Origin of the sequence: Arthrobacter sp. efr-133-TYG-104, assembly GCF_030208915.1 — a bacterium.
In the GTDB taxonomy this organism is placed as follows: Bacteria; Actinomycetota; Actinomycetes; order Actinomycetales; family Micrococcaceae; genus Arthrobacter.
The window spans coordinates 79094-105422 of the sequence record NZ_JARVTA010000010.1 but is presented as its reverse complement, the minus strand read 5'-3'; the positions used below and the strand labels follow the sequence as shown (position 1 = coordinate 105422).

At 62.0% G+C, this 26329-nt stretch carries 23 protein-coding genes; 12 read left to right on the top strand and 11 right to left on the bottom strand.

Annotation, left to right across the window (positions count from 1 at the left end; translation table 11 throughout):
- The first annotated feature begins 70 nt into the window (after nucleotides 1–70).
- The 5 genes from QRN04_RS09205 (at nucleotide 71) to arfA (ending at nucleotide 6089) form a co-directional block, all read left to right on the top strand.
- A complete protein-coding gene (locus tag QRN04_RS09205) occupies nucleotides 71–1072 on the top strand; it encodes a LacI family DNA-binding transcriptional regulator (protein ID WP_284975715.1) in 1002 nt (333 codons plus the stop codon).
- 236 nt (nucleotides 1073–1308) lie between these two features.
- Nucleotides 1309–2643, top strand: coding sequence for an extracellular solute-binding protein (locus tag QRN04_RS09200; RefSeq protein ID WP_284975714.1), 1335 nt, complete (start codon nucleotides 1309–1311; stop codon nucleotides 2641–2643).
- Between the two features lie 34 nt (nucleotides 2644–2677).
- A complete protein-coding gene (locus QRN04_RS09195; protein WP_284975713.1) occupies nucleotides 2678–3580 on the top strand; it encodes a carbohydrate ABC transporter permease in 903 nt (300 codons plus the stop codon).
- A gap of 2 nt (nucleotides 3581–3582) precedes the next feature.
- Nucleotides 3583–4488: a carbohydrate ABC transporter permease gene (locus QRN04_RS09190; protein ID WP_284975712.1), complete on the top strand. Its 906-nt coding sequence runs from the start codon at nucleotides 3583–3585 to the stop codon at nucleotides 4486–4488.
- A gap of 62 nt (nucleotides 4489–4550) precedes the next feature.
- The gene (gene arfA / locus QRN04_RS09185) at nucleotides 4551–6089 is read left to right on the top strand and encodes an arabinosylfuranosidase ArfA (protein WP_284975711.1); all 1539 of its coding nucleotides are present in this window, start codon (nucleotides 4551–4553) and stop codon (nucleotides 6087–6089) included.
- Between the two features lie 97 nt (nucleotides 6090–6186).
- On the opposite strand, the gene QRN04_RS09180 is transcribed toward arfA, so the two are convergent.
- Nucleotides 6187–6885, bottom strand: a complete 699-nt coding sequence (locus QRN04_RS09180; protein WP_284975710.1) for a DsbA family oxidoreductase — start codon at nucleotides 6883–6885, stop codon at nucleotides 6187–6189.
- A gap of 148 nt (nucleotides 6886–7033) precedes the next feature.
- Between QRN04_RS09180 and QRN04_RS09175 the strand changes: the two genes are divergently transcribed.
- Nucleotides 7034–9196, top strand: coding sequence for an amylo-alpha-1,6-glucosidase (locus QRN04_RS09175; protein WP_284975709.1), 2163 nt, complete (start codon nucleotides 7034–7036; stop codon nucleotides 9194–9196).
- On the opposite strand, the gene QRN04_RS09170 is transcribed toward QRN04_RS09175, so the two are convergent.
- On the bottom strand, nucleotides 9140–9670 hold the full coding sequence (locus QRN04_RS09170) for a GNAT family N-acetyltransferase (RefSeq protein ID WP_284975708.1): 531 nt from the start codon (nucleotides 9668–9670) through the stop codon (nucleotides 9140–9142). The two genes, QRN04_RS09175 and QRN04_RS09170, sit on opposite strands and share 57 nt — an antisense overlap.
- A 145-nt stretch (nucleotides 9671–9815) precedes the next feature.
- Here QRN04_RS09170 and QRN04_RS09165 point away from each other — a divergent pair, with 145 nt between their 5' ends.
- On the top strand, nucleotides 9816–10973 hold the full coding sequence (locus QRN04_RS09165) for a hypothetical protein (RefSeq protein ID WP_284975707.1): 1158 nt from the start codon (nucleotides 9816–9818) through the stop codon (nucleotides 10971–10973).
- Between the two features lie 38 nt (nucleotides 10974–11011).
- On the opposite strand, the gene QRN04_RS09160 is transcribed toward QRN04_RS09165, so the two are convergent.
- From QRN04_RS09160 to QRN04_RS09125, 8 genes are read right to left on the bottom strand one after another with little or no spacing between them, the layout of a single operon-like run.
- Nucleotides 11012–11980, bottom strand: a complete 969-nt coding sequence (locus QRN04_RS09160) for a magnesium transporter CorA family protein (protein ID WP_284975706.1) — start codon at nucleotides 11978–11980, stop codon at nucleotides 11012–11014.
- Between the two features lie 52 nt (nucleotides 11981–12032).
- On the bottom strand, nucleotides 12033–12620 hold the full coding sequence (locus tag QRN04_RS09155; RefSeq protein ID WP_284975705.1) for a TMEM175 family protein: 588 nt from the start codon (nucleotides 12618–12620) through the stop codon (nucleotides 12033–12035).
- A complete protein-coding gene (locus QRN04_RS09150; RefSeq protein WP_284975704.1) occupies nucleotides 12617–13627 on the bottom strand; it encodes a Gfo/Idh/MocA family protein in 1011 nt (336 codons plus the stop codon). Before QRN04_RS09150 ends, QRN04_RS09155 begins: the two co-directional genes overlap by 4 nt.
- Before the next feature lie 28 nt (nucleotides 13628–13655).
- Nucleotides 13656–14528 (bottom strand): TolB family protein, encoded by an 873-nt coding sequence (locus QRN04_RS09145; protein ID WP_284975703.1) that lies wholly within the window; start codon nucleotides 14526–14528, stop codon nucleotides 13656–13658.
- A 7-nt stretch (nucleotides 14529–14535) separates the two neighbouring features.
- A complete protein-coding gene (locus QRN04_RS09140; protein WP_284975702.1) occupies nucleotides 14536–15537 on the bottom strand; it encodes a sugar phosphate isomerase/epimerase family protein in 1002 nt (333 codons plus the stop codon).
- A gap of 1 nt (nucleotide 15538) precedes the next feature.
- Nucleotides 15539–16765 (bottom strand): Gfo/Idh/MocA family protein, encoded by a 1227-nt coding sequence (locus QRN04_RS09135; protein ID WP_502868779.1) that lies wholly within the window; start codon nucleotides 16763–16765, stop codon nucleotides 15539–15541.
- Between the two features lie 10 nt (nucleotides 16766–16775).
- The gene (locus QRN04_RS09130; protein ID WP_284975701.1) at nucleotides 16776–17897 is read right to left on the bottom strand and encodes a Gfo/Idh/MocA family protein; all 1122 of its coding nucleotides are present in this window, start codon (nucleotides 17895–17897) and stop codon (nucleotides 16776–16778) included.
- A complete protein-coding gene (locus tag QRN04_RS09125; protein ID WP_284975700.1) occupies nucleotides 17897–18628 on the bottom strand; it encodes a sugar phosphate isomerase/epimerase family protein in 732 nt (243 codons plus the stop codon). Before QRN04_RS09125 ends, QRN04_RS09130 begins: the two co-directional genes overlap by 1 nt.
- A 196-nt stretch (nucleotides 18629–18824) precedes the next feature.
- Between QRN04_RS09125 and QRN04_RS09120 the strand changes: the two genes are divergently transcribed.
- The 5 genes from QRN04_RS09120 to QRN04_RS09100 all read left to right on the top strand — a co-directional run bounded on the left by QRN04_RS09120 (nucleotide 18825) and on the right by QRN04_RS09100 (nucleotide 24803).
- Nucleotides 18825–20060, top strand: coding sequence for an ROK family transcriptional regulator (locus QRN04_RS09120; protein WP_284975699.1), 1236 nt, complete (start codon nucleotides 18825–18827; stop codon nucleotides 20058–20060).
- 203 nt (nucleotides 20061–20263) lie between these two features.
- Nucleotides 20264–21595, top strand: a complete 1332-nt coding sequence (locus QRN04_RS09115; protein ID WP_284975698.1) for an ABC transporter substrate-binding protein — start codon at nucleotides 20264–20266, stop codon at nucleotides 21593–21595.
- A gap of 73 nt (nucleotides 21596–21668) precedes the next feature.
- Nucleotides 21669–22643 carry a carbohydrate ABC transporter permease gene (locus tag QRN04_RS09110; protein WP_284975697.1) on the top strand — a complete coding sequence of 325 codons (975 nt, stop codon included), beginning with the start codon at nucleotides 21669–21671 and terminating at the stop codon, nucleotides 22641–22643.
- Nucleotides 22636–23475 carry a carbohydrate ABC transporter permease gene (locus tag QRN04_RS09105; RefSeq protein WP_284975696.1) on the top strand — a complete coding sequence of 280 codons (840 nt, stop codon included), beginning with the start codon at nucleotides 22636–22638 and terminating at the stop codon, nucleotides 23473–23475. Before QRN04_RS09110 ends, QRN04_RS09105 begins: the two co-directional genes overlap by 8 nt.
- 131 nt (nucleotides 23476–23606) lie before the next feature.
- A complete protein-coding gene (locus tag QRN04_RS09100; protein ID WP_284975750.1) occupies nucleotides 23607–24803 on the top strand; it encodes an MFS transporter in 1197 nt (398 codons plus the stop codon).
- A gap of 147 nt (nucleotides 24804–24950) precedes the next feature.
- On the opposite strand, the gene QRN04_RS09095 is transcribed toward QRN04_RS09100, so the two are convergent.
- Nucleotides 24951–26264: an ATP-binding protein gene (locus QRN04_RS09095; RefSeq protein ID WP_284975749.1), complete on the bottom strand. Its 1314-nt coding sequence runs from the start codon at nucleotides 26262–26264 to the stop codon at nucleotides 24951–24953.
- Nucleotides 26265–26329: the final 65 nt, after the last annotated feature.

The window sequence follows — 26329 nt, the reverse complement described above, 5'->3', positions numbered from 1 at the left end:
TCCGGGCGCGGACCTGCCCGAATTCGCGTACCATCAGGGGAATCGGACAATAACTTCACGAGGGGAACTGTTGCGGGCAACGGTTAAGGATGTGGCCCTGCGGGCAGGGGTGTCACCAAAAACGGTCTCGAACGTGATGAATGGAATCGTGCCGGTCAGTGGCCCAACGCGTCTGCGGGTTGAGCAGGCCATGCAGGAGCTCGATTACGTGCCCAACCTCTCTGCCCGTGGCCTCCGCAACGGCAGGTCGGGAGTCATAGCGTTGGCCCTTCCGGATCTCGCTACCCCGTTCTCCGCCGAGATCGCCCACCACATTGTTGAGGTCGCGCACCAGCAAGGCTGGAGTGTCCAGATAGAGGAAACCGGCTCGGACCCGCACCGCGAGGAGGAGCTGCTGACCCGGGCCCGCTCCAACCTCATCGATGGGCTCATCCTGAACCCGGTTGTCCTTGATGAGAGTGCAGTGCGGGTGGGGGTGGCGTTGCCGCCGGTGGTCTTGCTGGGGGAAGTGACCCAGCAATTGGCTGACAGGGTGTTCGTGGACAGTTTTGCCGCGGCCAGGGACATGACCTTGGCCCTTGCCAAGCCGGGGCGGAGGCGCATTGCGGTCCTTGGTGTGAACCGCGGGCGGAACTCAGCCACTGCCATCCAGCGAAGGGCCGGTTATGAGGCCGCGCTTGAATCCTTGGGGATACCTCAGGACGAGTCCCTGATGATTTCGTGCGAGAGTTGGCACCCTTGGGCTGCTGCCGAAGCGTTGAACGAATACCTGGAGGAGAATCCGGTTCCCGAAGCGCTCTTCTGCTTCACGGACTCCATGGCGATCGGCGCCCTGAGTGCTCTGTGGAAGCGTGGCGTGCGCGTTCCGGAAGACATTGCGGTTGCCGGCTTCGATGACATTGCCGATGGCCGCTACGCGGTCCCTTCCCTGACCACGGTCTCCTTCGATAAGCGGAAGATCGCAAAGGAGGCCCTGCGTCTGCTCACGGAGCGCATGGCGGACAGGAGTCATGCCCAACGCGTAGTCTCGGTGGACTTCTCCATTGTGGAGAGGGAAAGCAGCCGGGCCTGAGGCCGGCCAGCCCGCTAAATTCATCATGTTTGCGCTAACAATTTCTCTTGTCCTGTCGATTACATCGATGTAATGTGAGTGCTGCGTCACCCGTCGGGCCACCTTCCTCCGAACGCAGGCGCACCGGAACCGGACTATGCACTGAGATTTCGCAATGAGCTTTCGCAGTGAATTTCGCACTGAGTTCACGCAAGGAAGCTGGACCCTTTCAGCGGACCCATCCAAAGGAGTGACGGGTGAAGCAGTATGAATCCCTTGCCGGGAAACAGTTGTCCCGGAGACAGTTATTGACAGGATCAGCAGCCGTCGGAGGGCTGGCACTCGCCGGTAGCCTGGCCGGTTGCGGTGGACCAGCCCAAGCTTCGGCGGTCCAAAACATCGATTTTTGGCATCTGCTCTCCGGCGGAGACGGCATCAAGATGCAAGGCATGATCGACAAAGCCAACCAAGCTAACCCTGGCTTCAAGGTCCACCCCACCGTGCTTGCATGGGGGCCGCCTTATTACACGAAGCTGGCTATGGCTTCGGCAGGCGGGCGGCCACCCGAGGTGGCTATTATGCACGCCAGCCGAGTCCCCGGGTACGCGCCGGGTGGGCTGATCGAGCCATGGGACCTTGGCCTTCTTGAAGAACACGGTGTCACCAGCGCAGATTTCGCGCCGCGGATCTGGGAGAAGAGCCAGCAAAACGGCAAGGTTTTCTCCCTTGCCCTTGATTCCCATCCGTTCGTGATGTTTTACAACACCGACATCGCCGGAAAAGCAGGGCTTCTTGGCAGTAACGGCCAGCTCCAGGCGGTCAACTCGCCCCAAGAGTTCATGGGCATGGCCAAAGAGATGCAGAAAGTGACTAAGGCGCACGGCTTGTCCTTTGGATACCTGGCGCTTGGATCCCAGATGTGGCGGTTGTTCTACACCCTCTACAAGCAACATGGGGCGGACATCGAATTGACGCCCGGTCAGCCCATGAAAGTTGACCGGGATGCGGCCATTGAGTCCTTGGAGTTCATGGCATCGCTCCTGGATGACACCATTGCCGCCAGCAGCGGCGACATCAATACCGCCATCGCCGAGTTCGCGCGCGGTGACTCAGGCATGCTGTTCAGCGGAGTCTGGGAAATCCCCACCATGAAGAAGGCCGGCTTGCCCTTTGACGCGGCCACCATTCCCACGCTCTACGGAACTCCGGCTTCCTACGCGGACTCCCATTCGTTTGTCCTGCCACGGCAGCTCACGGTCAACGACGAGAAGCGCCGCGCCGTCTACAAATTCGTGACCGATGTCCTCAAGGGTTCCCTGTCCTGGGCGGAAGCAGGCCATATTCCTGCCTTCCAGCCCGTGGTCAAGACTGCCGAATACCGGAAACTGACCCCGCAAATCCATTACGCCAACGCAGCGGACATCATCGCCTATGATCCCGAGTCCTGGTTCAGTGGCTCCGGCTCGGACTGGCAGACGTACTTCGGGGAGAACATCCAGAACGTGCTGTTGGGGCGGGACAAGGCCTCTGTGGGGTGGGATGCCTTCGAACGCAGGACCAATACCCTTCTTTCCCGTCCCAACCCGGTCTAACCGGTTCACGTACCGAGCGACAAAGGAGTCCTTCATGAGTTCAACTACCCTGTCCCGCCGGAGATCCGTGAGCAGGACGCAAAGCAACGTCAGTGGATGGGGTTTCGCCGCCCCGTTCCTGCTCTTCTTCCTGGTTTTTCTGGTCTGGCCCATTCTTTACGGCTTCTACATGAGCCTCACCGGCAAGTCGCTGACCGGAGCCAACAACGGGCTTATCGGCTTTTCGAACTACACCGAAGCGTTCGGCGACGCAGACATGTGGCATTCGCTGGGCAACACGCTCTACTTCACCGTGATCAGCACAGTTCCGCTGGTCCTCGTGGCGCTGGTGATGGCCGCGCTGCTCAACATCGGGCTTCCGGCCCAGTGGCTGTGGCGCCTGTCCTACTTTGCGCCGTACCTCTTGGCATCCACGGTGGTGTCCCTGTTTTTTACATGGATGTACAACCCCCAACTAGGGCTCTTCAATGACATGCTCTCCAAGGTCGGACTACCCAAGGTTGCGTGGCTCAACGATCCCAACGTGGCCATGTGGGCAATCGTCATTGCCACCCTTTGGTGGACTGTGGGTTTCAATTTCCTGCTCTATCTGGCGGCTATGCAGAACATTCCGGCCCAGCATTATGAAGCGGCGTCCTTGGACGGCGCGGGTACTTGGCGACAGTTCTTTTCCATCACGTTGCCCCAGCTGGCACCCACTACGGTCATGATCGTGCTCCTTCAGATCCTGGCATCGCTCAAGATCTTTGATCAGGTGTACCAAATGACGGCGGGCGGTCCCGCGGGATCAACCCGGCCGGTAGTGCAGTACATCTTTGAGACCGGCTTCACCGGTTACCGGCTCGGTTACTCCGCAGCCATTTCCTACATCTTCTTCGGACTGATCCTGGTTGTCTCCATCATGCAGTTCGTCATCACACGCCGCAGGAGTGCATAATCATGGCCACACCTACACTCACCCGCACGGCCGGCGGATCCACACAAAGCCTTGGCAGCCACAGGCTCCGTCCCGTCCGCAAGAAACCCACCATCGGCCGGATAGCCGCTGTCGCCCTGGCCGCAGTAATCGCCGTCCTGTGGCTGATCCCTTTCGCATGGGCCACTGTCACCGCCTTCAAGAGCGAGACGGATGCGGCGGCTTCCAAGATCAGCTGGGTTCCGCCGTCGGGCTTTACCTTCGACGCGTTCGCCAAAGTTTTCCAGGACGGCAACATTCCTCTCTGGACCTGGAACTCGCTCTATACGTCGGCGGCCATCACGGCGATAACGCTGGTGATCTCGGCGCTGGTTGCTTACGCGCTGTCAAGGATCGACTTCAAAGGTAAGAGGATGCTGATGACGGTCATCATTGCCTCCATCATCGTCCCGCCGCCCGTGCTGATCATCCCGCTCTTCTACCAGATGTTGTCGCTGAACCTGATCGATACTTCCTGGGCCATCATCCTGCCGCAGGTCATCCACCCGGCCATGGTGTTCGTGCTGAAGAGGTTCTTCGACCAGATCCCGCGCGAACTCGAGGAAGCCGCAGTGATGGACGGTGCCAGCCGCTTGCGGATCTTCACCCGGATCATCCTGCCGTTGTCCCGGCCCATCCTGGCCGCCGTCGCAATCTTTGTTTTCATCGGCGCGTGGAACAACTTCCTGTGGCCGTTCATCGCGACCAACGACAGCAACCTGCTCACCCTCCCCGTTGGCCTGCAAACCATCAAGAGCGCCTACGGCATCCAGTACGCGCAAAACATGGCGTCCGCGTTGTTGGCGGCGCTGCCCCTGATCGTGATCTTCCTGTTCTTTCAACGCCAGATCATCAAAGGCATTGCGACGACGGGACTCGCCGGAACCTGATCGGCACCACACGCTTACCACCAATTTCAGAACAGCACCAAGGAGATTAGGAGATACTGCACATGTCACGCGCACGGATCACCCTCGATCGCGACTTCACGATCGGCGAAGTACCCCGCCGCCTTTTCGGCTCCTTCGTGGAGCACATGGGCCGCTGTGTCTATACCGGCATTTACGAACCCGGACATCCTGAGGCCGATGAGAACGGCTTCCGCCAAGACGTCCTCAAGCTCGTCAAGGAACTGGGGGCCACCGTTATCCGGTACCCCGGCGGTAATTTTGTTTCCGGTTACAACTGGGAAGACGGCATCGGACCGCGTGAGAACAGGCCGCGGCGGCTGGATGGTGCCTGGCACACCGTGGAGACCAACGCCTTTGGTTTGCACGAGTTCGTGGACTGGTCCAAACAGGCCGGCACCGAAATCATGGAGGCCATCAACCTGGGCACCAGGGGAGTGGAAGCTGCCCGTGAAATCGTGGAGTATGCCAACCACCCCGGTGGGAGCTATTGGTCAGACCTTCGCGCAAAGAACGGCCACAAGGACCCCTTCGGCATCAAGCTATGGTGCTTGGGCAATGAAATGGACGGGCCATGGCAGATCGGCCACAAGACCGCTGAGGAATACGGACGCCTCGCCCAGGAAGCCGCCAAGGCCATGCGGTTCGTGGACCCGGACATCGAGCTGGTGGCTTGCGGGAGCTCCAATTCACGGATGCCCACCTTTGGCGCTTGGGAGCAGACCGTACTCACGCAAGCATATGAAGAGGTGGATTACGTCTCCCTCCACGCGTACTACTTCGAGGAAGAAGGCGACGTCGGCAGTTTCCTCGCGTCCGCCGTCGACACCGACTACTTCATCGAGTCCGTCGTCGCCACAGCGGACGCGGTGCGTGCGAAGGGAAAGCACAAGAAGCACATCAACCTGTCCTTCGATGAGTGGAACGTCTGGTACCAGCGCGGTTTGGACACCGAGGACCAGCCACACAACGTGATCAAGGCCGGATGGCGCGAGCACCCCCGGATCATCGAGGACAAGTACAACGTCACGGACGCCGTGGTGGTGGGAACGTTGCTCAACTCGCTCCTCCGCCATGGGGACCGGGTCAAGATCGCCAACCAGGCACAGCTGGTCAACGTGATCGCGCCCATCCTGTCCGAGGAAAACGGGCCGGCGTGGAAGCAGACCATTTTCCACCCCTTCGCACGGATGGCAGAGCTCGCCAAAGGCCAGATCCTGCGGCTCTCCGTGGACTCGGACAAGTACTCCAATGCCCGCTTCGGTGACACGGACCTGGTGGACGTCAGCGCGACCTGGAACGAGGAAACGGGGCGGGTGGCCTTGTTCTTCGCCAACCGCGGGTTGGAAGAAGCCGCCGACGTCGAGGTGGCGCTTCGCGGTTTTGACGCCCAGCAGGTGGTACGCGCCGAGGTCCTCGAGATTCCCGACGGCGGCGACCGCTTCACGACCAACGCCCAGGACCAGCCGGGCCGGGTGGGCTTGACGCCGCTGGAAGGCGTGAAGGCGCACGGTTCAGAGCTGCGACTGACGCTGCCCGCCCTGTCCTGGGCCGTCGTCGAGCTTCATGTAGCGAAAGGCTAGCCCCGCACCCAACTGGGGGACAGCAAACGTCGCAATGAACGCTCATTGCGACGTTTGCTGTCCCCTACATGGGTTAACGCACGACGGCGGGGGCTACTTAGATGCTGCAGCCGTCGGGCCCGCAGGCCTCGCCGTCCGAAGCGCCGACCGGGATCAACGGGTTGGCTTCCTGCCACGCCTGGTTCAATGCTTGGGCGAAGAGTTCAGCGGGCTGGGCGCCGGAAATGCCGTACTTGCGGTCGATCACGAAGAATGGGACGCCCGTGACGCCGATGGCCCGGGCCTCATTGATGTCCTCGTTGACGGCGTCGGTGAACTTGTCCGTGGTGAACAGTTCCGCAACCTCGCTGGCGGGCAGTTCCAATGCTGCCCCAAGCGCGGTGAGGTATTCCTCGCTGCCGATGTCCTTGCCGTGCTCAAAGTGGTCACTGAGCAGGCGTTCCTTGGCAGCGTCCTGGTGGCCATGGGAGGCAGCGAGATGGATGAGGCGGTGGGCCGTGAAGCTGTTGGCAACCACAACAGTGTCAAAACGGTAGTCCAAGCCCTCACCCTTGGCGGTCTCCGTGACGTGGCCGAACATCTGCTGGACTTGCTCAGGGGCCATGCCTTTGCGCTTGCTCAGATAGTCCAGCTCAGTGCCGTCGTAATGCTCCGGGACTGATGGGTCCAGTTGGTAGCTCCTCCACTGAACTTCCACGGAATCGCGGTGCGGGAACTGGGCCAATGCGGTCTCAAAGCGGCGCTTGCCGATGTAGCACCACGGGCACGCGACGTCTGACCAGATCTCAATCTTCATGGCAGCTACAACCCGTCCAGCCGGTACAGCATTCCCAGGGTGGGTGTTATTTTCCTCACCGGCAGGGCAAAGTGGAAGGGCGCATGCCGTTGGATCAGACTAGGACCAAACCATCGGCCCGCCCCACTGCGAAGGAGACATACCCGCCATGACAGCTTGGAACGAAGACCCGGTGGCCCAGGCCTCCGTGCCCGGTGCCGTAACCGTCGTCGAGGGGACTTCCTTCTGTATCTCAGGGCCTTCCGGTGACATCCAGGGAGGCGGCGCCCAAGGTGCCTACTATCAGGACACGCGGGTCGTGTCGCGCTGGGTCCTGACGGTGAACGGCGCGCCCCGTGAACCATTAACCGGGCGAAACCAGGCTGCCTACCACGCGGAGTTTATCGGGCGGGGCCGGTCAGCCGATGGGAAATTCGATACCCCGTTGGTGGTTCAGCATGAACGGCATGTGGGGCCAGGACTTCGAGATGACATCGTCATCCGGAACTACTCGGCACAGCCTGCTACCTGCCGCATCGACTTAGCGCTCGACGCCGATCTGGAGGACCTCTTCGACATCAAGGGCGGGAACACGGGCAAAGCCGAACCGCCGAGGCGCAGCATCGGCCATGAGGTACTGAGTTTCACCTCTGAAGATGCCGACGGGCAACGGCGCGGAGTGACCTTCCAGGCGGCGGGCAGCACCCCAACCGATGAGGGCCTCACGTTCCACGTCAGCATCCCGGCCCGCGGTACCTGGACCACCAGCGTCATCGCTACGCCCCTTACCAACGGCGAAAGCCCGGACGAGCCGTTTTCCGCAACAGCACCGCCGGATGGCAGCGTGGGAGTCCGCCGACACCGCGCCTGGGAAGAGCACGTGCCGCGGATATCCGTGACGGATGCCAATGTTCAACAGACTTTGGTCCACAGCCAACAGGATCTGGGCTCGCTCCGTATCTTCGACCCCCACCATCCCGGCCGCGTGGCCGTCGCAGCGGGTGCGCCGTGGTTCATGGCGCTGTTTGGACGCGATTCCCTCTTGGCCTCCTATATGTCCCTCATGGTGGACCCCGGCCTGGCGGCGGGAACACTCCAAACCCTGGCCGACCTCCAAGGCAGCAAGGTCGATACTGACTCCGAAGAAGAACCCGGCCGTATTCCCCACGAGGTCCGCCTTGGCACCACCGCCGGGCAGTCGCTCGGCGGGACCGCATACTACGGAACAGCCGATGCCACCCCGCTCTTCGTGGTCCTGTTAGGCGAACTGAGCCGGTGGGGAGTGGATCCGGAGCTCGTTAATTCGTTGGTGCCCCATGCTGACCGCGCTATCCAGTGGATGGAGAAGTACGGGGATCGCGACGGCGACGGGTTCATCGAGTACCAACGGCCAAACGAACACGGCTTGGTCAACCAAGGATGGAAAGACTCCCCGGACGGGATCAACTTCGCTGACGGCCGGATGGCTGAGGCCCCCATTGCCCTGGCCGAAGTACAGGCCTACGCCTACGCGGCTTACGTGGCGCGCTCATTGCTCGCACGGGAAGCGGGGGACGCCGCTGTCGAGCGTCGCTGTGCCGAGCGGGCCGCGGCGCTGAAGCAAGCCTTCAATGAAAAGTTCTGGCTGCCGGAAAAGGGCTACTTCGCCCTAGCCTTGGACAAAAACAAGCAGCCCGTGGATTCCTGTACCTCCAACATGGGCCACTGCCTGTGGGCCGGGATCGTCGATGAGGACAAGGCTTCCCTTGTTGCCGAGCGGCTGATGTCCGCCGAAATGTTCACTGGCTGGGGGATCCGCACCCTCGCCTCGGACATGGGCGCTTACAACCCCGTCAGCTACCACAATGGCTCGGTATGGCCGCACGATACTGCGCTCGCGGCCACCGGCCTGATGCGCTACGGCTTTGTGAAGGAGGCCGGCCGGCTGGCGCTCGGATTGTTCGACGCCGCCAAGCACTTCGGCGGTCAGCTTCCGGAGCTGTTTTGCGGCTTTGGCCGTGACGACTTCTCGGAGCCCGTTCCGTACCCGACGGCGTGTTCCCCACAGGCATGGGCAGCCGCCACGCCGATCCAACTGGCCCGGGTCCTGCTTCGACTGGACCCGGATTTCACCCGAAACGTCCTCCACCTGGCTCCGATCCTGCCCGAGGAAATTGGCGAGTTCCAAGCTGATAACGTGCTGCTCGGATCGTCCCGAATCAGCGTCCAGGCGTCGGGTGTGAACGGCACGGTGGCAGGGCTTCCGAATGGCTTGGTTCTGCGCACGGAGCCTTGGCTAGAGTTCGTGCTCCATGACGAAGTCGTGCTCCACGGTATTTCCGAGCCTGAATGACTTGGTCCCTACCTTCCGGAAGCCGCTCTTCTCGTAGAACCGGATGGCCTTGGCGTTCTCGCTGTTCACGCCGAGCCACACCACGGAGGCACCCTTGTCTGCAGCATTAGCCAAAGAGGCCCGCATGAGCCGTGCCGCAGCCCCTTTACCGTGGTGGTCGGGGTGGACGTAGCATTTGCTCAGTTCCGTGGCGGGGTGTGCTGTGAGGACCGACGCGACGTCGTGGTTACTGGTCCGTTTGGCTACGAGCATGGTGTAGCCCCTGAACTCTCCGGCGTCGTCGAGTACCAGAACGGTGATGTTCGCGTCGGCGAGGTACTCCTTGAAGTTGCCTTCGCTCAGGTTCCGCTCGACGTGGGCCTCGATGTCCTCCGGCGACGAGCCGGGCGGGCACGCCAGCGGAAAGGTGATGGCTGCCAACTCGGCCAGCTTGCCGGCGTCGTGCGTCGTTGCGGTGCGGACGGTTTCAGCCATGTGGTTCCCCCTTGGAGCGTTTCTGCGGGCAATGCGCCTCACAGGCATCCTAAGGGAAGTGGCTGTGCGCTGACCCCTATGTTGCTGTGAGGTTTAGCATGCTTGTAGGCAGCAACGCATTATCACGCACGGGTTAGGATCTTGGGTGGCCGTAGTAGTGGGGTGGATCAGCTTCCCGGTTGGGTTGCTCCTGTTGATTTGGACGTGGACAAGCGTGATCGGCGCTTTGATCGTGCCCCGTCAGCACAAACACAAACTCTCGGCGGCTGCGGCCGTTATCGCCGAGGCAATTTTTTCTGTTGCCCGCAGGCCCATCAAAACGTACAGGAAGCTGGACAGGCTTCTGGCATGGCAAGCGCCGATGCAGCTGTTCATCAGGCTGGGCATGTGGATGATGTTGTTGTATCTTTCCTTCGCGCTGATGCTACTGCCGTTTGTCCAGACCGATCCCTACCGGGCTTTCAGCGAGGCCGGTTCGGCATTGTTTACCCTCGGCTACGCAGCACCGGACCAACTGGGCAACACAGCCTTGGTGTACTCCGGGGCTTTTACCGGTTTGGTGGTCATCGCACTCCAGGTCGGCTACCTCCCCACCCTTTACGCGGCATTCAACCGCCGTGAATCTGAAGTCTCCCTTTTGCTATCACGGGCTGGTTCTCCGGCATGGGGGCCGGAGTTGCTGATCCGGACCAGGTTCGGGCTCTCCACCGTGGACAGTACAGCGGAACTGGGCACGCTCTACGGGACGTGGGAGCGATGGGCCGCGGATGTCGCTGAGTCCCACACCACGTACCTGACCCTTTGCATGCTGCGTTCGCCGCTGCCCGAGTCGAACTGGTTGACCGCCTTGCTCAGTGTCATGGACAGCGCTGCCCTCCAACTCTCCTTGAGCCCGGGTACAGCACCAACACTGCGGGCACGATTGATGCTGCGCATGGGCTTTTCCTGCCTGAACCAGATCGCCGGAGCCCTGTCCATCCCGGTAGTGGAGGACGTGAACCCGGACGACGATACCGAGCTGACGTTCGAGGAGTTTAGCGACGCGGTTCAGATGCTCCGCGACGTCGGCTACCCAGTGGAACACAGTGCGGAACGGGCCTGGCCACATTTTCGGGGGTGGCGGTTGAACTATGAGTCCGTCGCCTACAGGCTCGCCTATGCCATCGACGCTCCGCCGGCCCTCTGGAGCGGGCCCCGAAGGCTGGCGACCGCCCAGATACCACCGAAGCGCCCCGCCAACCGGATAGCCAGCGATGCCCGGCCGGAGGATCCTCAGCGGGACCTTCGCGGCCCCATCACCTGACCTTCACCATCGTCGGGCTGCTCGCCTGCGTCACCTGGTCAGATCCATTCCTTGCGCTTGAAGGTCATATAGAGCGCGGCCGAAGCAAGGACAATGAGGGTCAGCGACAGTCCCAGGCCAAGGGGGGACTGGAAGCCAAGGAACGGGACGTTTTGCCCGAAGAAGCCGGTGACGGCGGTGGGGACGGCGATGATTGCGGCCCAGCTGGTGACCTTTTTCATGACAAGGTTCATCTTGTTGCCCTGAATGCTGATATGGGTCTCAAGGATTGTGGTCACCAGGTCCCGCAGGGACTCTGTCCACTCCGAGACCCTGAGGACGTGGTCGTAGACGTCTTGGAAGAAGGGCTGCATCTCAGGATCAAGGACGTCCAAGTCCCGCCGGAGGATGGTGTTCAGTACTTCACGCATTGGCAGGACTGCGCGCCGGAGCTGCACCAAGGACTTGCGAAGTTCAAACGAGCGGCGCTGCAGGTCATGATCGGCCGCGTGGTCGTCAAAGAGGACTTCCTCCAGCGAATCAATCCGGGAATCCAACTCCTGCACTGTTTCGAAGTGACCGTCAACAATGAGGTCCAGAAGGCCCCACAGCAGAAATGCGGTTCCGTGCACGGCCAGATCGGGCTCGGCGTCCCAATGTGCCGTGAGCACTCCGGGGTCCATGTCCGGACCATGCACTGTCACCAGGGCGCGCTTGGTGATGAACGCCTTGATCTCCGAGACACTGAGCTTGCTTGACTCGGTGTCCAGTTCAGCGTGGTACGTAGCTAGGAAAAGGTGTCCCGGGTAGCGATCGAGTTTGGAACGCTGGTGCTCATGGACGGCGTCTTCCACAGCAAGGCGGTGCAGTCCGAGCGCCTTTTCAATGGCTTCCAGGTCCTCGACCGACGGCGACGTGTAGTCGATCCAGACGGTGGCTCCCTCCTCGTGGATCAGGTCATCCAGTTCCTCGATCCGGAGATCTTCACGCTCAATACGTCCATCGCGGTACAGCCTCGTGCGCATCATGGACTTCATGGTAGGCCACCAACCATGGGCTTTGTCCGCGAGGGCGTCAGTGTCAGCCTTGGTGCAACTGCGTGACGAAGTGTTCCAGGCGCCTGTCCGGCACCAGCCAGATCAACGCCACCACCGTGTAGACCGCGACTCCGAGCAGTGGGTGCAGGAATGAGAGTGCGATGCCGGACAAATAGATGAACGGGGACGCTTTGCCTTTCCAGTCCTTACCAACTGCTTGGGCCAGTGCACCGTCCCGGCCCTGTTGCCGGATGAGCGACTGCTGCAGGACGTAGAACGCTATCGCCGCGCAGAGAAGGTTGAGCCCGTACACCAGAACCGGTACCTGTAAGAAGCCGGACTCGTCCATCCACCGGGTAGTGAAGGGGAACAGAGATATCCAGAACAACAAATGCAGGTTGGCCCACAAAATCCTGCCGTTGACACGGTCAGCCAGTTGGATCAAGTGGTGATGGTTGTTCCAGTAAATTCCAACGTAACCGAAGCTCAGCAGGTAACTGAGGAACGTGGGGAGGACCCCCAAAAGGCCGTGCCACGTCGGTTCGTCCGGCACCCGGAGTTCCAGGACCATGATGGTGATGACGATCGCCAAGACACCATCACTGAACGCTTCAAGGCGGTTCTTGTTCACGCAACAACTTCCGTGTCGGCCGCGTAGGACAGACCGATCTGGCGGCGGATTTCGTCCATCGCGGCCATGATCGCGACCGTTTCTTCCGGAGGCAGGATGGAACCGGCCGTTTCTCCGGCCCGGACCAGCCGTTCCAACTCCGCGGCCTGGTACTGCATGCCCCGGCCGGTGACCGGCTGGTCGTAGCGTTCCAGCACCTCCCCGTCCCCGGAGAAAACGGTAAAGGGAACCGGCATGTACCACGTGTGTTCGATGTCGATATAGCCTTCAGTGCCTACCACCATGGCGCGGTTGGCGCTGGCTGCGTCGAGGGCGCAATCCACGATCGCTTGGGCACCGTTGGCGTAGTTAAAAACCGCCGCAGTTTGGCGGTCGACGCCGGTGGCCGTCATGGAGGCACTGGCATCGATGGTTTCCGGGGCGCCGAGGATGTCGAAGGCAAAGGAGATCGGATAGACACCCAGGTCCAGCAGCGCACCTCCGCCCAAGGCAGGATTGTTCAACCTGTGCAGTGGGTCCTTGGGCAAGCGCTGGTTATGGCTGGCGACCACTTTCCGGATCTCCCCGATGGTGCCTTCGCGGATGATTTCGCGGATGCGGACCATATGGGGGAGGAACCGCGTCCACATTGCTTCCAGGGCCACCAGGCCCTTGGACTCAGCGAGGTCAGTGATCTCGCGGGCCTCCCGGGCATTCATGGTGAACGACTTTTCCACCAAGACATGCTTGCCGGCGTTGAGGGCCAAGAGCGCGTTGTCGCGATGGAATGGGTGCGGAGTGGCCACGTAGATGACATCCACTTCGGGGTCCGCGGCCAGGTCCTCGTAGCTCTGGTGCGCGGTGGCAATACCGAACCTATCCGCGAACGCCCGGCTGGATTCCACAGAGCGCGAGCCCACAGCCTGCACGGTGAAACCGTTCTCCACGAGATCCCGCGTTTGTGCCCCTGCAATGAAACCGGTGCCAAGGATTCCCCAACGGAGGGGGGTCTCGGATGGAATTCTCACGTGTTATTCCTCTGTTGGGCCGGCAGCTTCAATCAGCCAGCGGGTATGCCACGAACGCGAAGCGCTCCGAATCCGGCGACCAGCTGTTGACGTTGAGGGTACCTTGGCCGCCGAAAAGTGGCCATTCGTGCAGCGGAGTCTTCCAGTCACCTGTTGAAACAAGTACGACGTCGACACGCAAGTCCGCGGGATGGCCCTTGGTTCCGTTGGGGAACCGGATGTAAGAAGCGTAGTGCCCATCAGGGGAGAGGTGCGGGAACCAGTCCACAGTGGTGCTCTCGAGGAGACGCTCGAAGCCCGTTCCATCGGTCCGGAGTCGGGCCAACTGCGCATGGCCTGCCGCCGTCGAGAAGGACTCGGTGTTGAAGTAGAGCCACTCTCCGTCAGGTGAGTATTCGGGACCGTCACAGTGGCCGGTGCCGACGTCGACCATGGTGGCGGGGCCGCCGTCGGAATTCATGATCATGAGCCGCCCGGGCTTAGTGAAGTCTCCTGCCTCGATGCCCACATAGGCAAGCTCCTTGCCGTCGGGACTGACACCGTGGAGGAAGTGGAAGGATCCGTCGTCGCCTGTGATGCGCGTGGCGGCCCCTCCCTGCAGCGAAGCCCTGTAGATGTGGCCGTCGTTGGCGGAGAGGAAGATGCGTTCGCCGTCGGGGCCCAGGACGTGGTCGTTGTTGAGGTCCGGAACGCCCGTCAGCGGAACTTCTGCGGGTTTGCCACCTGAAACGTCCAGTGTCCACAACTTCCCGCCCCCGTTGAGGACAAGTGCCGCGCCGTCGAGGGTCCAGTTCGGGGCTTCGAGGAGAAGCTCGTCCGTGCTGTACACGAGGTGGGACTCTCCGGTCACCGACGCGATCCACACCTCGCAGCGCTGACTTGCTTGAAGGGTGCGGATCACGTTGGTGTTAGTCCTTGGTGTTGAAGGCGGCGTCGAAGCTGGTTTGTGAGGCGGGGAAGTCGAAGTTCTTGAGGGCGGCGAGGGCTTCGGGGGCTCCGTGGAGGCGGTCCATGCCGGCGTCTTCCCATTCGATGCTGATGGGGCCGTTGTAGCCGATCGCGGTGAGGGCGCGGAAGGAGGATTCCCAGGGGACGTCGCCGCGTCCGGCGGAGACGAAGTCCCAGCCGCGGCGGGGGTCGCCCCAGGGCAGGTGGGAGCCGAGGACGGTGTTGCGGCCGGTGGGGCGGAGCTTGGTGTCTTTGCAGTCCACGTGGTAGATCCGGTCTTTGAAGTCCCAGATGAAGGAGACGGGGTCGATGCCCTGCCACATGAAGTGGGAGGGGTCCCAGTTCAGGCCGAACGCTTCCCGGTGGCCGATCGCTTCGAGGGTCCGGACGGTGGTCCAGTAGTCGTAGGCGATCTCGCTCGGGTGGACTTCGTGGGCGAAGCGGACCCCGTTTTCGTCGAAGACGTCCAGGATGGGGTTCCAGCGGTCCGCGAAGTCCTGGTAGCCGGCGTCGATGACTTTTTCGGGGACGGGCGGGAACATGGCGACGTACTGCCAGATCGCGGAACCGGTGAACCCGACCACGGTATCCACCCCCAGGGCGCGGGCGAGGCGGGCGGTGTGTTTCATTTCTTCGGCGGCGCGTTGGCGGACGCCTTCTGGTTCCCCGTCGCCCCACACGCGCGAGCCGACGATCGCTTCGTGGCGGAAGTCGATCGGGTCATCGCATACCGCTTGGCCTTTGAGGTGGTTGGAGATGGCCCAGACCTTGAGGTTGTACTTCTCCAGGATCGCGAGTTTGGATTCGACGTAGCCGGGTTCGTCCCAGCGCCAGGCGTCCAGGTGGTCTCCGGAGACGGCGATCTCCAGTCCGTCATAACCCCAGCCCGAGGCAAGGCGGGCGACTTCCTCGAAGGGCAGATCGGCCCACTGACCGGTGAACAAGGTATACGGGCGGGACATGTCAGACTCCTTCGGCGGTGCTGCTGCTGGACAGTTGGATCAGAGAGCTTTTAGCCGCGGCGGATTCTTCGATCGCAGCCAGGATGTGTTGGACGTTCAGGCCTTCTTCGAACGACGGCGATGGCGCTTCCCCGGCGGCGATGGCTGTCAGGAAGTCCCTGATTTGGTGGGTGAAGGTGTGTTCCCAGCCGATGATATGCCCTTGCGGCCACCAGGCTTGAAGGTAGGGGTGATCCGGTTCGTTGACCAGGATCCGGCGGAAGCCCTGTTCCCGGACCGGGAGGGTGGCGTCCAGGAACCCGAGTTCGTTCAGGTTCTCGAGGTCAAAGAGGATGGTGCCTTTCTCGCCGTAGATTTCCAGGGCGAGGGAGTTTTTCCGGCCCGTGGCCACCCGGGAGACTTCCACCGAGGCGATCGCTCCGGAGGCCAGGGTCAGCGTTGCCCAGGCGGCGTCGTCGACCGTGACATCTTCCAACCCGCCGGCGCTGCCGTCCGAGCCGGGGCGTCGGTCCACGAAAGTGTGGAGCCGGCCGGTGACCTCAGTGACGGCGTCCCCGAGGAGGAAGAGCACTTGGTCGATGGCGTGGGAGGCGATGTCCCCGAGAGCTCCCGAGCCGGCGGTTTCTTTGCGCAGCCGCCAGGTCATGGGAGCTTCGGTGTCGGTGAGCCAGTCCTGCAGGTACGCTGCCCGGACGTGCCGAACGGTGCCGAGGCGGCCTTCAGCGATCAGTTCGCGTGCCAGCGCCAGGGCCGGGACGCGGCGGTAATTGAAGCCGATCATGGACTGCACGCCTTTGGTCCGGGCTTTGGCCGCGGCTGCGGTCATGAGTTCGGCTTCGGCCAGGGTGTTGGCCAAGGGTTTTTCGACCAGGACGTGCTTGCCAGCTGCCAGTGCCGCGACGGCGATCTCGGCATGCATCCAGCCCGGGGCGCAGATATCGATGATATGGATATCGTCCCGTTCGATGACCGAGCGCCAGTCGGTGGCGGACTCGGCCCAGCCATACCTGGCCGCGGCTTCCGCCACGGCCGTAGCGTCCCGGCCCACGAGCACTTTCTGCTCGAAGGCCGGGACGTCAAAGAAGCTGGCCACGTTCCGCCACGCATTCGAATGAGCCTTCCCCATAAAGGCGTAACCAATAGCAGCCACACCCAACGGGCGGGAAACGGGGCTGTTAGCGGGGCGGGACGCCGGAGGTTCGGACGGGGCGGCTTCGTGATCCAGCATCAGGTGCGTCCTAGAGGGTAGCGGCGGTCGGGTCCCAGTCAGCGGGCAGCGGAGGAGCTGCGACCGCAGTACTGGCCAAATCAACGAAGGTTCCGGTCTCGATGGATTCGGCGATCGAAACCATGGCATCGAGTACGTGGTAGGCCAGCTGTCCTTGGGCCCGGTGCGGAACACCGGCCCGGATAGCGCGGGCCATTTCCAAGACGCCGGTACCACGGGAGGACGTCGATCCGACGGCGGAAATGACCTCCGGCTCCGACGCGCCACGGCGGGTCAGCAGGATATCGCCGTCGAACATGTTCGGATCCGGGAAGGCGATGGTGGCTTCGGTCCCGTTCACCTCGACAAAACCAGTCCGCTGCAGGTTCGAGTCAAAGCTGAAGATGCTCTGGGAGGACTCGCCTCCCTCAAACTGGGCGATCGCGCTCACGTGGCTGGGCACCGTGACGTCGAATTCCTCGCCGGCTTTGGGCCCGGAACCAATAACCCGCTTCTGCCGGGAGACGGACCCGAGGGCCGCCACCTTGGCGATGGGACCAAAGGTCTGGATGAGCGTGGTCAGGTAGTAAGGGCCGATATCGAACAATGGTCCGGCGCCCTCTTGGAACAAGAAGGCAGGATTCGGGTGCCAGGATTCCGGCCCCGGGGACTGCATGAGCGTCAATGCGGTCAGCGGGACGCCGATCCCGCCTTCGGCGATGATGCGCTGTGCGGTCTGCAGGCCGGCGCCCAGGAACGTGTCAGGCGCACAACCCAGGCGGACGCCTGCCGCGTCAGCGGCTTTGAGCAGCGCGAGGCCACTTTCGCGGTCCAGCGAGAACGGCTTTTCGCTCCAGACGTGCTTCCCGGCATTGGCGGCAGCGGTAGCAACCTCCACGTGGGCTGCCGGGGTGGTCAAGTTGACCACAATTTCGACGTCGGGGTGCGTCAGGGCTGCCTCGACGCCGCCGGACGCAGCGATGCCGAACTCGGCGGCGCGGGCTGCGGCAGCCTCTTCGAACATGTCTGCCACGACGTGGACTTTCACGTCAGGGAAGCTGGTGAGGTTGGTGAGGTATTCCTTGCTGATCACGCCGGCGCCGATGATGCCGATGCCGACGGGACCCGTGCGCGGGGTAGTTGTCTTGTCCATTACTTGCCTGCCTTCAGGTACGCCAATGAATCGCTGACGGCGTCAAAAATGTCTCCGTTAAAGTCATCCAGCTCCACGACGCCGGCCTCGAGGTTCTTTGCGGCCTCGATAACGTCCCAGATGGGCATCTGGCCGGAGCCCACGGCAACTTGGTCTTTGTCCACCTTGGTGAGCGGTCCGTCCTTGATGTGGATGAAGCGGACCCGGTCCCCGAGCCGTTCCAGCAAGGCAACAGGCTCTTCTCCGCCGACGGCGGCCCAGTATGTGTCAACTTCGAGCACCACCTGGGGATCCAAGTTCTCAGCCAGAACCTCGAGTGCGGACCGGCCGTTGATCCGGTTTTCGAGCTCGAACTCGTGGTTGTGGTAGCCGACAGCGATGCCGTATTCGGCACCCTTGGCCGCAGCTGCATTCAGTGCCTTGGCTGTTTCTTTGATGTCCGCCTCTGTGGTCCACTGGGCGGCGTCGACGTGCGGATCGATGACCGTTCCGATGCCGAGCTTCTGTGCGGCCTGGAAGATTTCGTCCTGGTTGGCGCGGAGCAGTGGCGCATGGCCCGACGGTGCAGTGAGCCCGTTCTTGCTCAGTGCGGTGGCCAATGCGTCGGCGTTGGCCACGAAGTTGTAGGGTTCCACCGCGGTGAAGCCCAGCTCGGCCACTCGCTTAACGGTGCCTTCCAGGTCTTCTTCCAAGGGGCCGCGGACGGTGTAAAGCTGTAGGGAGTAAATCACAGGTTCTCCTGGCATAGATGCTTTCGGCCCAAGGCCGATCCCGGCAGTTGCTGGCTCTTGCGCAGCGATTCCTTATTGCGGAGCGCCGCATCAGTAAAGCTAGAACAGCTTTTGCCGACAGTCAAGCAAAAGTTATGGCTATTTTGGCGCAATGGTGATTGTGACAGGAATAAGCCCCCCGTGCTTTCATTGATCCATGTCCAATCCGCCGGTCACTGAGCTGCAGTCCGCCCGTATTCCCGCGTCTGCCGCTTCTGTCGCGTCGGCGCCCGGACAGTCGCGGACGGGAGAACTTTTCCAACTACTGCGTGATGGCCGTGCACGCACGCGCGCCGAGCTCGCGGAAATGACCGGACTGGCCAGGTCGACTGTCGCAGCCCGTGTTGACGCGTTAACGTCGCTGGGCCTCATAGCACCGGCCGGTGAGGCGTTCTCCTCAGGCGGCCGCCCGCCGTCGCGCTTTGCTTTCCAACCCTCCGCACGTGTGGTGATCGCCGTCGACGTCGGAGCCACGCACATCCTGGTTGCCGCGACCGATCTCAGTGGCCGTGTCCTGGCTGAGTCACGGGTGGAGATGGAGGTGTCGGCCGGACCGGAAGCGGTGCTTGACCTCGTCGTCGGGCTCTGCCGCACGCTGCTTGCCCAGACGGGCAGGGACGCGCGCGAGCTGGCCGGGATTGGAATCGGTTTGCCGGGCCCGGTGGAACATTCCAGCGGGAAGCCTGCCAACCCTCCGATCATGCCCGGCTGGGACGGCTTCGACGTGCCCCACTACATCCAGCGCAGTTTCGATACCCACGTGGTGGTGGACAACGACGTAAACATCATGGCATTGGGGGAGCGGGCCTTCTTTTGGCCTGACGTGGACAGCCTCCTCTTCATCAAAGTTGCCACGGGTATCGGCGCGGGCATCATCGGCGGTGGCCTGCTGCAACGAGGTGCTGACGGTACCGCGGGCGACATCGGCCATGTGCGGGTGCCCCGCGGGGACGGTGTCCTCTGCCGATGCGGCAACTACGGTTGCCTGGAAGCGCTGGCCTCCGGACCTGCCGTGGCCGCCGCGCTCACCGCTGACGGAGTGCCGGCTGCAACCGGTGAAGACGTCCTCGAGCTTGCCCGTCGAGGCAACCTCAAAGCCATCCAAGCTGTGCGCCAAGCGGGCCGCGACGTGGGAGACGTACTCGCAACCTGCGTCAGCTTGCTCAACCCGTCAGTGATTGTTATTGGCGGCGGCTTGGCTGCCGGCGGAGAGTACCTCCTGGCTGGCGTGCGCGAGGTGGTCTATCAGCGTTCCTTGCCGCTTGCCACTGCCCGGCTTCGGATCGTCCAGTCGATGGCGGCGGACGAGGCCGGCGTGCTCGGCGCCAGCCGGATGGTTGTCGACGACGTCCTGTCGCCAGCGAGCATCGAAGCCCTCCTGGAAAAGGCTTAGCCTCTCGGGCGTTGCCCTTCCTGGCATGGGCCTTGGCTCTCCCATGCCCGTTTCCCGCCGCGCTCTCTCTGCGCCAAAAATTCTTTGCCATCTAATTGAAAACTTTTGATTGACTAACAACATAAGTTCAATTAGCTTTGTGGAAAGTCCGGAGGCCGGACTCTCGATGCGCATCTGCGAATCTCAGACAAGGAAGTCATGAAGTGAAATTTCGTACCCTTGCTGCTACTGCTGCCATTGCGGCGCTAGCACTTACGACAGCCGCCTGTGGCGGCAACAACAACTCTTCTTCCCCTTCTTCCGCGGGATCCTCCGACTCTTCAGGATCGGGCGGAACGCTCACATACTGGGCCAGTAACCAGGGCACCAGCTTGGACAACGACAAGCAGGTCCTGACTCCCCAACTGGAGAAGTTCACCCAGCAGACCGGTATCAAGGTCAACCTGGAAGTCATCGGCTGGAATGACCTCCAGACCCGCATCCAGACGGCCGTCACCTCAGGCCAGGCGCCCGACGTCGTGAACATCGGTAACACGTGGGCGGCTTCGCTGCAGTCCACCGGCGCCTTCATGCCCTTCGATGATGCGGCGTTCAAAGCCATTGGTGGCAAGGACAAGTTCGTCAAGACCGCCATGGATACGGGCGGAGTGGCCGGACAGGATCCGACCTCGGTTCCCGTTTACGGTCTGGCCTACGGCCTGTACTACAACAAGGCAATGTTCTCCGCTGCTGGCTTGACCCCGCCGAACAACTGGGAAGACCTCGTTAAGGATGCCCAGAAGCTGACCACCGGCGGCAAGTACGGCTTTGCGCTGGCCGCGGGCAGCTACACGGAAAATGCACACTTCGCCTTCATCAACGCAGCCCAAAACGGTGCGGACCTCTTCGACAAGGACGGCAAGCCGACCTTCTCCTCCGATGGAGTAGTCAACGGGATCCAGCGCTTCCTGGACCTGATGCAGAAGGACAAGGTCGTCAACGTCGCCAACGCGCAGTACGACAACGGGACCAAGGCAGTCAACGACTTTGCCACAGGCAAGGTAGCCATGATCCTGAACCAGAACAATGCCGATAACTCCATCGTCGCCAACGGCATGACCACCGACAAGTACGGCGTCGTTCCGTTCCCGGCACCTTCGGATGCCAAGTCCCAGGTTGCCAGCCACGTTGCAGGCATCAACTTGTCCATCTTCAAGAACACCAAGAACAAGGACGCTGCACTGAAGTTCGTGAACTTCATGACCAGCGCCGAGACTCAGACGGCACTCGACAAGCCGTTCTCGGCCCTGCCCGTACTCAATGGAGCCACGCCCAACTTCACGGACAACGCCACTGAAGCCAAGACGTTCTCCGATATCTACTCCACCAAGTCCAAGCCGCTTCCGTTGGTACCGGCAGAGGACCAGTTCGAGAGCACCGTTGGCAAGGCGATGAACCAGATGTTCGCCAAGATTGCCTCCGGTGGAACCGTCAGCACCGATGACATCCGCACCGCCATGAAGACGGCGGAGCAGCAGGTCGCAGCCGCCGGCTAGCGCCACCCCGGGTGGTGCCGGCAGCCCCGGCACCACCCGCCCGGCCCGCCCGCCCTACAGAAAGGTCAGTTCCGTGGCTGCTGCAACGGCACCCCCTAGCACTACCGAGGCCCCTCCGAAGTCCGAGCTTAAACAGCGCCGACCACGCCCATCGGGCTGGTGGTTGCCTTACGCCCTGCTGGCGCCGGCCATCGTTTTCGAAGTGGTCATCCACATCATTCCCATGGTCACGGGAATCTGGATGAGCTTCCTCAAATTGACCAAGGCTTTCATTTCGAATTGGGGCAACGCGCCCGTCATCGGCACCAAGAACTATGAAGTTGCCCTGGACTTCAATGGAGCGGTCGGATCGGCTTTGCTTCAGTCATTCTTGGTTACTTGCGCCTTCACCCTCTTGGTGGTCGGGATCTCCTGGGCGCTGGGTATGGCGGCTGCCGTGGCCCTCCAAGGGAAATTCCGCGGCCAAGGCTTCTTCCGGACACTCTTCCTGGTTCCCTATGCGTTGCCTATGTACGCCGGCATCATCGCCTGGAAGTTCATGCTGCAGAAGGACACCGGCGCGGTCAATCACTTCCTTTATGACAACCTCCACTTGGGCGGCGACAAGCCGTTCTGGCTGATCGGCGATAACTCCTTTGTCTCCATCGTGGTGGTAGCCATTTGGCGACTTTGGCCCTTCGCCTTCCTGATGCTGATGGCAGGGCTTCAGTCCATCCCCACTGACGTCTATGAGGCGTCCGCCGTTGACGGGGCCAAGCCCTTCCGGCAGTGGCGGTCCATCACGCTCCCCATGGTTCGGCCCGTGAACATGGTGCTCCTGCTGGTGATGTTCTTGTGGACATTCAATGATTTCAATACGCCGTTCGTCCTGTTCGGCAACGCCCAGCCGCCTGCCGGGGACCTGATCTCGTTCCACATCTACAACGCGTCGTTCCTCACGTGGAACTTCGGCTCGGGTGCGGCCATGTCCGTGATGCTGCTCTTGTTCCTGCTGCTGGTCAGTGGAATCTACTTGCTTGTATTGAACCGGAGGTCCCAGCGTGCGTGAAACCAGTGGAATCAAAGTATTCCGAGTTATCGTCATCGCACTTCTGACGATTTTCACGGTGGTACCTGTCTACGTCATGATCACCTCGGCACTGAAGCCCCTGTCGGACGTTCAGGGCGCCTTCACCTGGTGGCCGACGTCGGTAACCATCGCCCCGTTCATTGACATGTGGCAGACGGTGCCGCTGGCATCGTATTTTGGCAACAGCGTCATCGTGGCCGGAGCCGCGACCATCCTGAGCTTGATCATCGCCGTCTTCGCCGCTTACGCAATTTCCCGTTACCGTTTTCTCGGGCGAAACATCTTCTCCACCGCCGTGCTGTCCACGCAGATGTTCCCGGGTGTGCTCTTCTTGCTGCCGCTGTTCCTGATCTTCGTGAACATCAACTCCTCAGTGGGCATCCAGCTTGTCGGTACCCGTGCCGGCTTGGTCATCACCTACTTGACGTTCTCCTTGCCGTTCTCCATCTGGATGCTCGCGGGATACCTGGACGGTATTCCCCGGGATCTGGACGAGGCCGCCAAGGTGGACGGCTGCGGTCCGATGGGCGCCCTGTGGCGGGTGGTGCTTCCGGCGGCGCGTCCGGGACTGGTGGCTGTTGCTATCTACAGTTTCATGACCTCTTGGGGCGAAGTCCTCTTTGCATCCGTCATGACAACGGATGCCAACCGGACCTTGGCCGTCGGTTTGCAGCTCTACTCCACGCAGACCAACGTCTATTGGAACCAGATCATGGCAGCGTCGCTGGTGGTCAGTGTCCCGGTCGTCGTCGGCTTCCTGTTGCTGCAGCGAAACTTCGTCGCGGGCCTCACGGCCGGCGCCGTGAAGTAAAGGACCACACGCGGGCATACCAACCGGAGGAGTTTCAGAGTTTCTGTCACACTGCGTCCGCACTGGAGGCCTGTGATAGCAATGGAACTGATGAAATCGTACTTATGTCCGCTGACCGAACCGCAACTCCGATGAGCGCCAAGGTGCACGCGAAGGCGCCGAGCGCCTGGATCCTGCTGGTCTCGATCGCACTCATCGCACTCAACATGCGCGGCCCTTTTGTGTCCGTGGCTCCCGTCGTGGGTCTCCTGCGGCGGGATCTCGGTCTTTCGCCGGTTGAACTCGGTTTGTTGACCGGGATTCCGGTTCTCTGCTTCTCCCTCGCTTCACCCCTGGCGTCGATGGCAGGGCGCCGGCTTGGTGCGGAGTTCGCCGTGATGCTGACCCTGATTGGCGTGCTGGCCGGCGTCGTACTCCGCTCTGTTGCCGGTGGTGCCATGGTGATGGCCGGCACCGTGGTGATCGGTGTGGCGATCACCATCGGGAACATCGCGGTCCCCCTCATCATTCGTCGCGACTTCGCGCCGCGGCGGCAGGCGGGCGCCATGGGCATATACACGGCGGCGCTCAACATCGGCTCCTTCCTCACGTCCGTGGCCACCGCGCCTCTCGCGGAACTCGTTGGCTGGCGGCTGGCCCTGGCGGCGAGTGCCCTGCTGGCCCTGGCGGCGATCGTATTTTGGATCCCCTCTGTTGGTGCACACAGGGCGTTTGTTCCGGTTCCTGTTCCCGCAGTGGAACGTGCCGGCGATGCCCAGGTTGCGGGCGTCCGCTGGCTGACCGCCGGACTGACACTGGGTTTTGCCGGGCAGGCTTTTTCCTACTACGGCGTCACGGCTTGGCTGCCCAGCTTCCTTTCCGACGAGCTCGCTATGGGCACCGCCCAAGCTGGTGCGGGCTCGTCCCTTTTCCAGATTTTCGCCATCGTGGGAGGCCTCGGGGTGCCGCTCCTGGCCCGGTTCGCCAGTACGACGACGGTGGCGGTCACCTTGAGTGCGCTATGGCTGACCGTCCCCGTGGGCCTGTTGTTGGCGCCGGGATGGTGGTGGCTGTGGTCTTCCCTTGGCGGCGTTGCCCAAGGCGGCGGTATCACCGTCATCTTCATCGCCATCATCAAGTTTGCCCGGGACCAGGCCTCCGCGGGGAAGATGTCTGCCGTGGTGCAGGGCGCTGGTTACTGCTTCGCCGCGTTGGCACCCACCGTTGTGGGGTACGTCCACAGCGTCTCCGGTGGTTGGACGGTGCCCCTCTTGGTTATCCTCTTCTCGGTCATCGCGTTTTGTGTGTGCACTACGCTGTCCGTGCGCTGGGCGGCCGGCCAGCGGTAGGCGCGCGGCTGCCCAGCGCCTTAAACCCGAACGGAAGTTTTGAGCGACCCTCCACCGTCAACTACCAGCTGATCACCGAACTCATCATAGGGATCTGCGTTAGCGACTGACGGGTTCATGGCTTCTTCTGTTCAGCTGGCGGGTGGGCTAAGTCCTGCCGAGCACGTCGATGTCTTCGAGGAACTCCTGGTATACCTCGTCGCTGACGGTGGTGCGGGTGTCGGCGATCGCGTCAAGGTAGTCCTGGGTAACCGGCCCCTTCCGTCGATCGGAGGCAGCCGCACCGGACGAGCCCGGGCCAGCACCGTCGTCGTATACGGCTTTTTCCAAAGCCCGCTGGGAGGCGCTGCGCGCAGCGAACTCGATATCCGCCGGCGAGAACCCCTCCGTCCGGGCCACAAGCCGCCCAATATGAACAGCATCCACCACCGTCGAGGGAATGAAGCGCCGCCACATAGCTTCGCGGGCGTGGACGTCGGGAAGGCCGATGGGGATGACGTAGTCGAAACGGCCGTGGCGGAGGAACGCGGTGTCCAAGGCCCGGATGAAGTTGGTGGCGCAGACCAGCAGGCGGCCGGGTTGTTCGCGGAACGCGGGGATGATTTTGAGCAGTTCGTTGGTGACGCCCTGTAGCGGAGAGGGCGGGTCTCCGGCGCGTTGTGATGCGATCTCTTCGACCTCGTCGATGAACACCACGGCGTGTTCCAGGTCCGCGATTTCCAGGAACGTCTCGCGGAGTGCACCGGCCAAGCCCTTGGGATCAGCCGCCAGACGTGAGGGAAAGACTTCCACGAAAGGCCATTCCAGCCGGGAAGCGATGGCCTTCGCGAACGTGGTTTTGCCCGTGCCGGGCGGACCGAAGAGCACCACGGCGCGCGGTGGAACCACACCGTACTCGTCGGCGAGCTCGGACTCGGCCAGCGGTAACACCAGTCGGCGTTCCAAGAGGTCTTTTTCGCGTCTCATGCCGGCCACGTTTTCCCACAGGTCCCGCGCGAGGATCCGGCCGCCGAGCAGGCTCAGCGGCTCGAGTTCCTGGCGCTGCACAGGGATGGTCCGCTCGAAGTAGCGCAAGTTCTTCTTCACCACGAAACCGCGGCCAATGAACGCTTCCACGCGGGTTTCGGTTTCGGGCATAAGCGCGGAGAGTTTGTTCAGGCCGTGCGGTGCCATTCGGTTCTCGACGGCGGACAGCAGCGATGTTCCTATGCCCCGTCCCCGGAACTCAGCCAGCGTCGCGAGGAAAACCACCCAGCCTTGATCATGCGCGGCACGCCCGACGGCGGCACCCACCACCTGGTCGCCCTGCACCGCCACCACGGCATGGTCTTTTTCGCAGGACGCAAGGACCTCCGACAACGCGTAGACCGGCTCCACGCCAGCAGCCTTGAGCGACTCCCAGAGATGCAGGATGCCGTCCAAGTCCGATGAGTGAAAGTCCCTGATGCGCCAGCTTGTCACGGTCATGCCTCCTTAGTTAGCGAACGAAAAGCTGGGCTGCCTCCCCGACGGTCGGGGTCACTTGT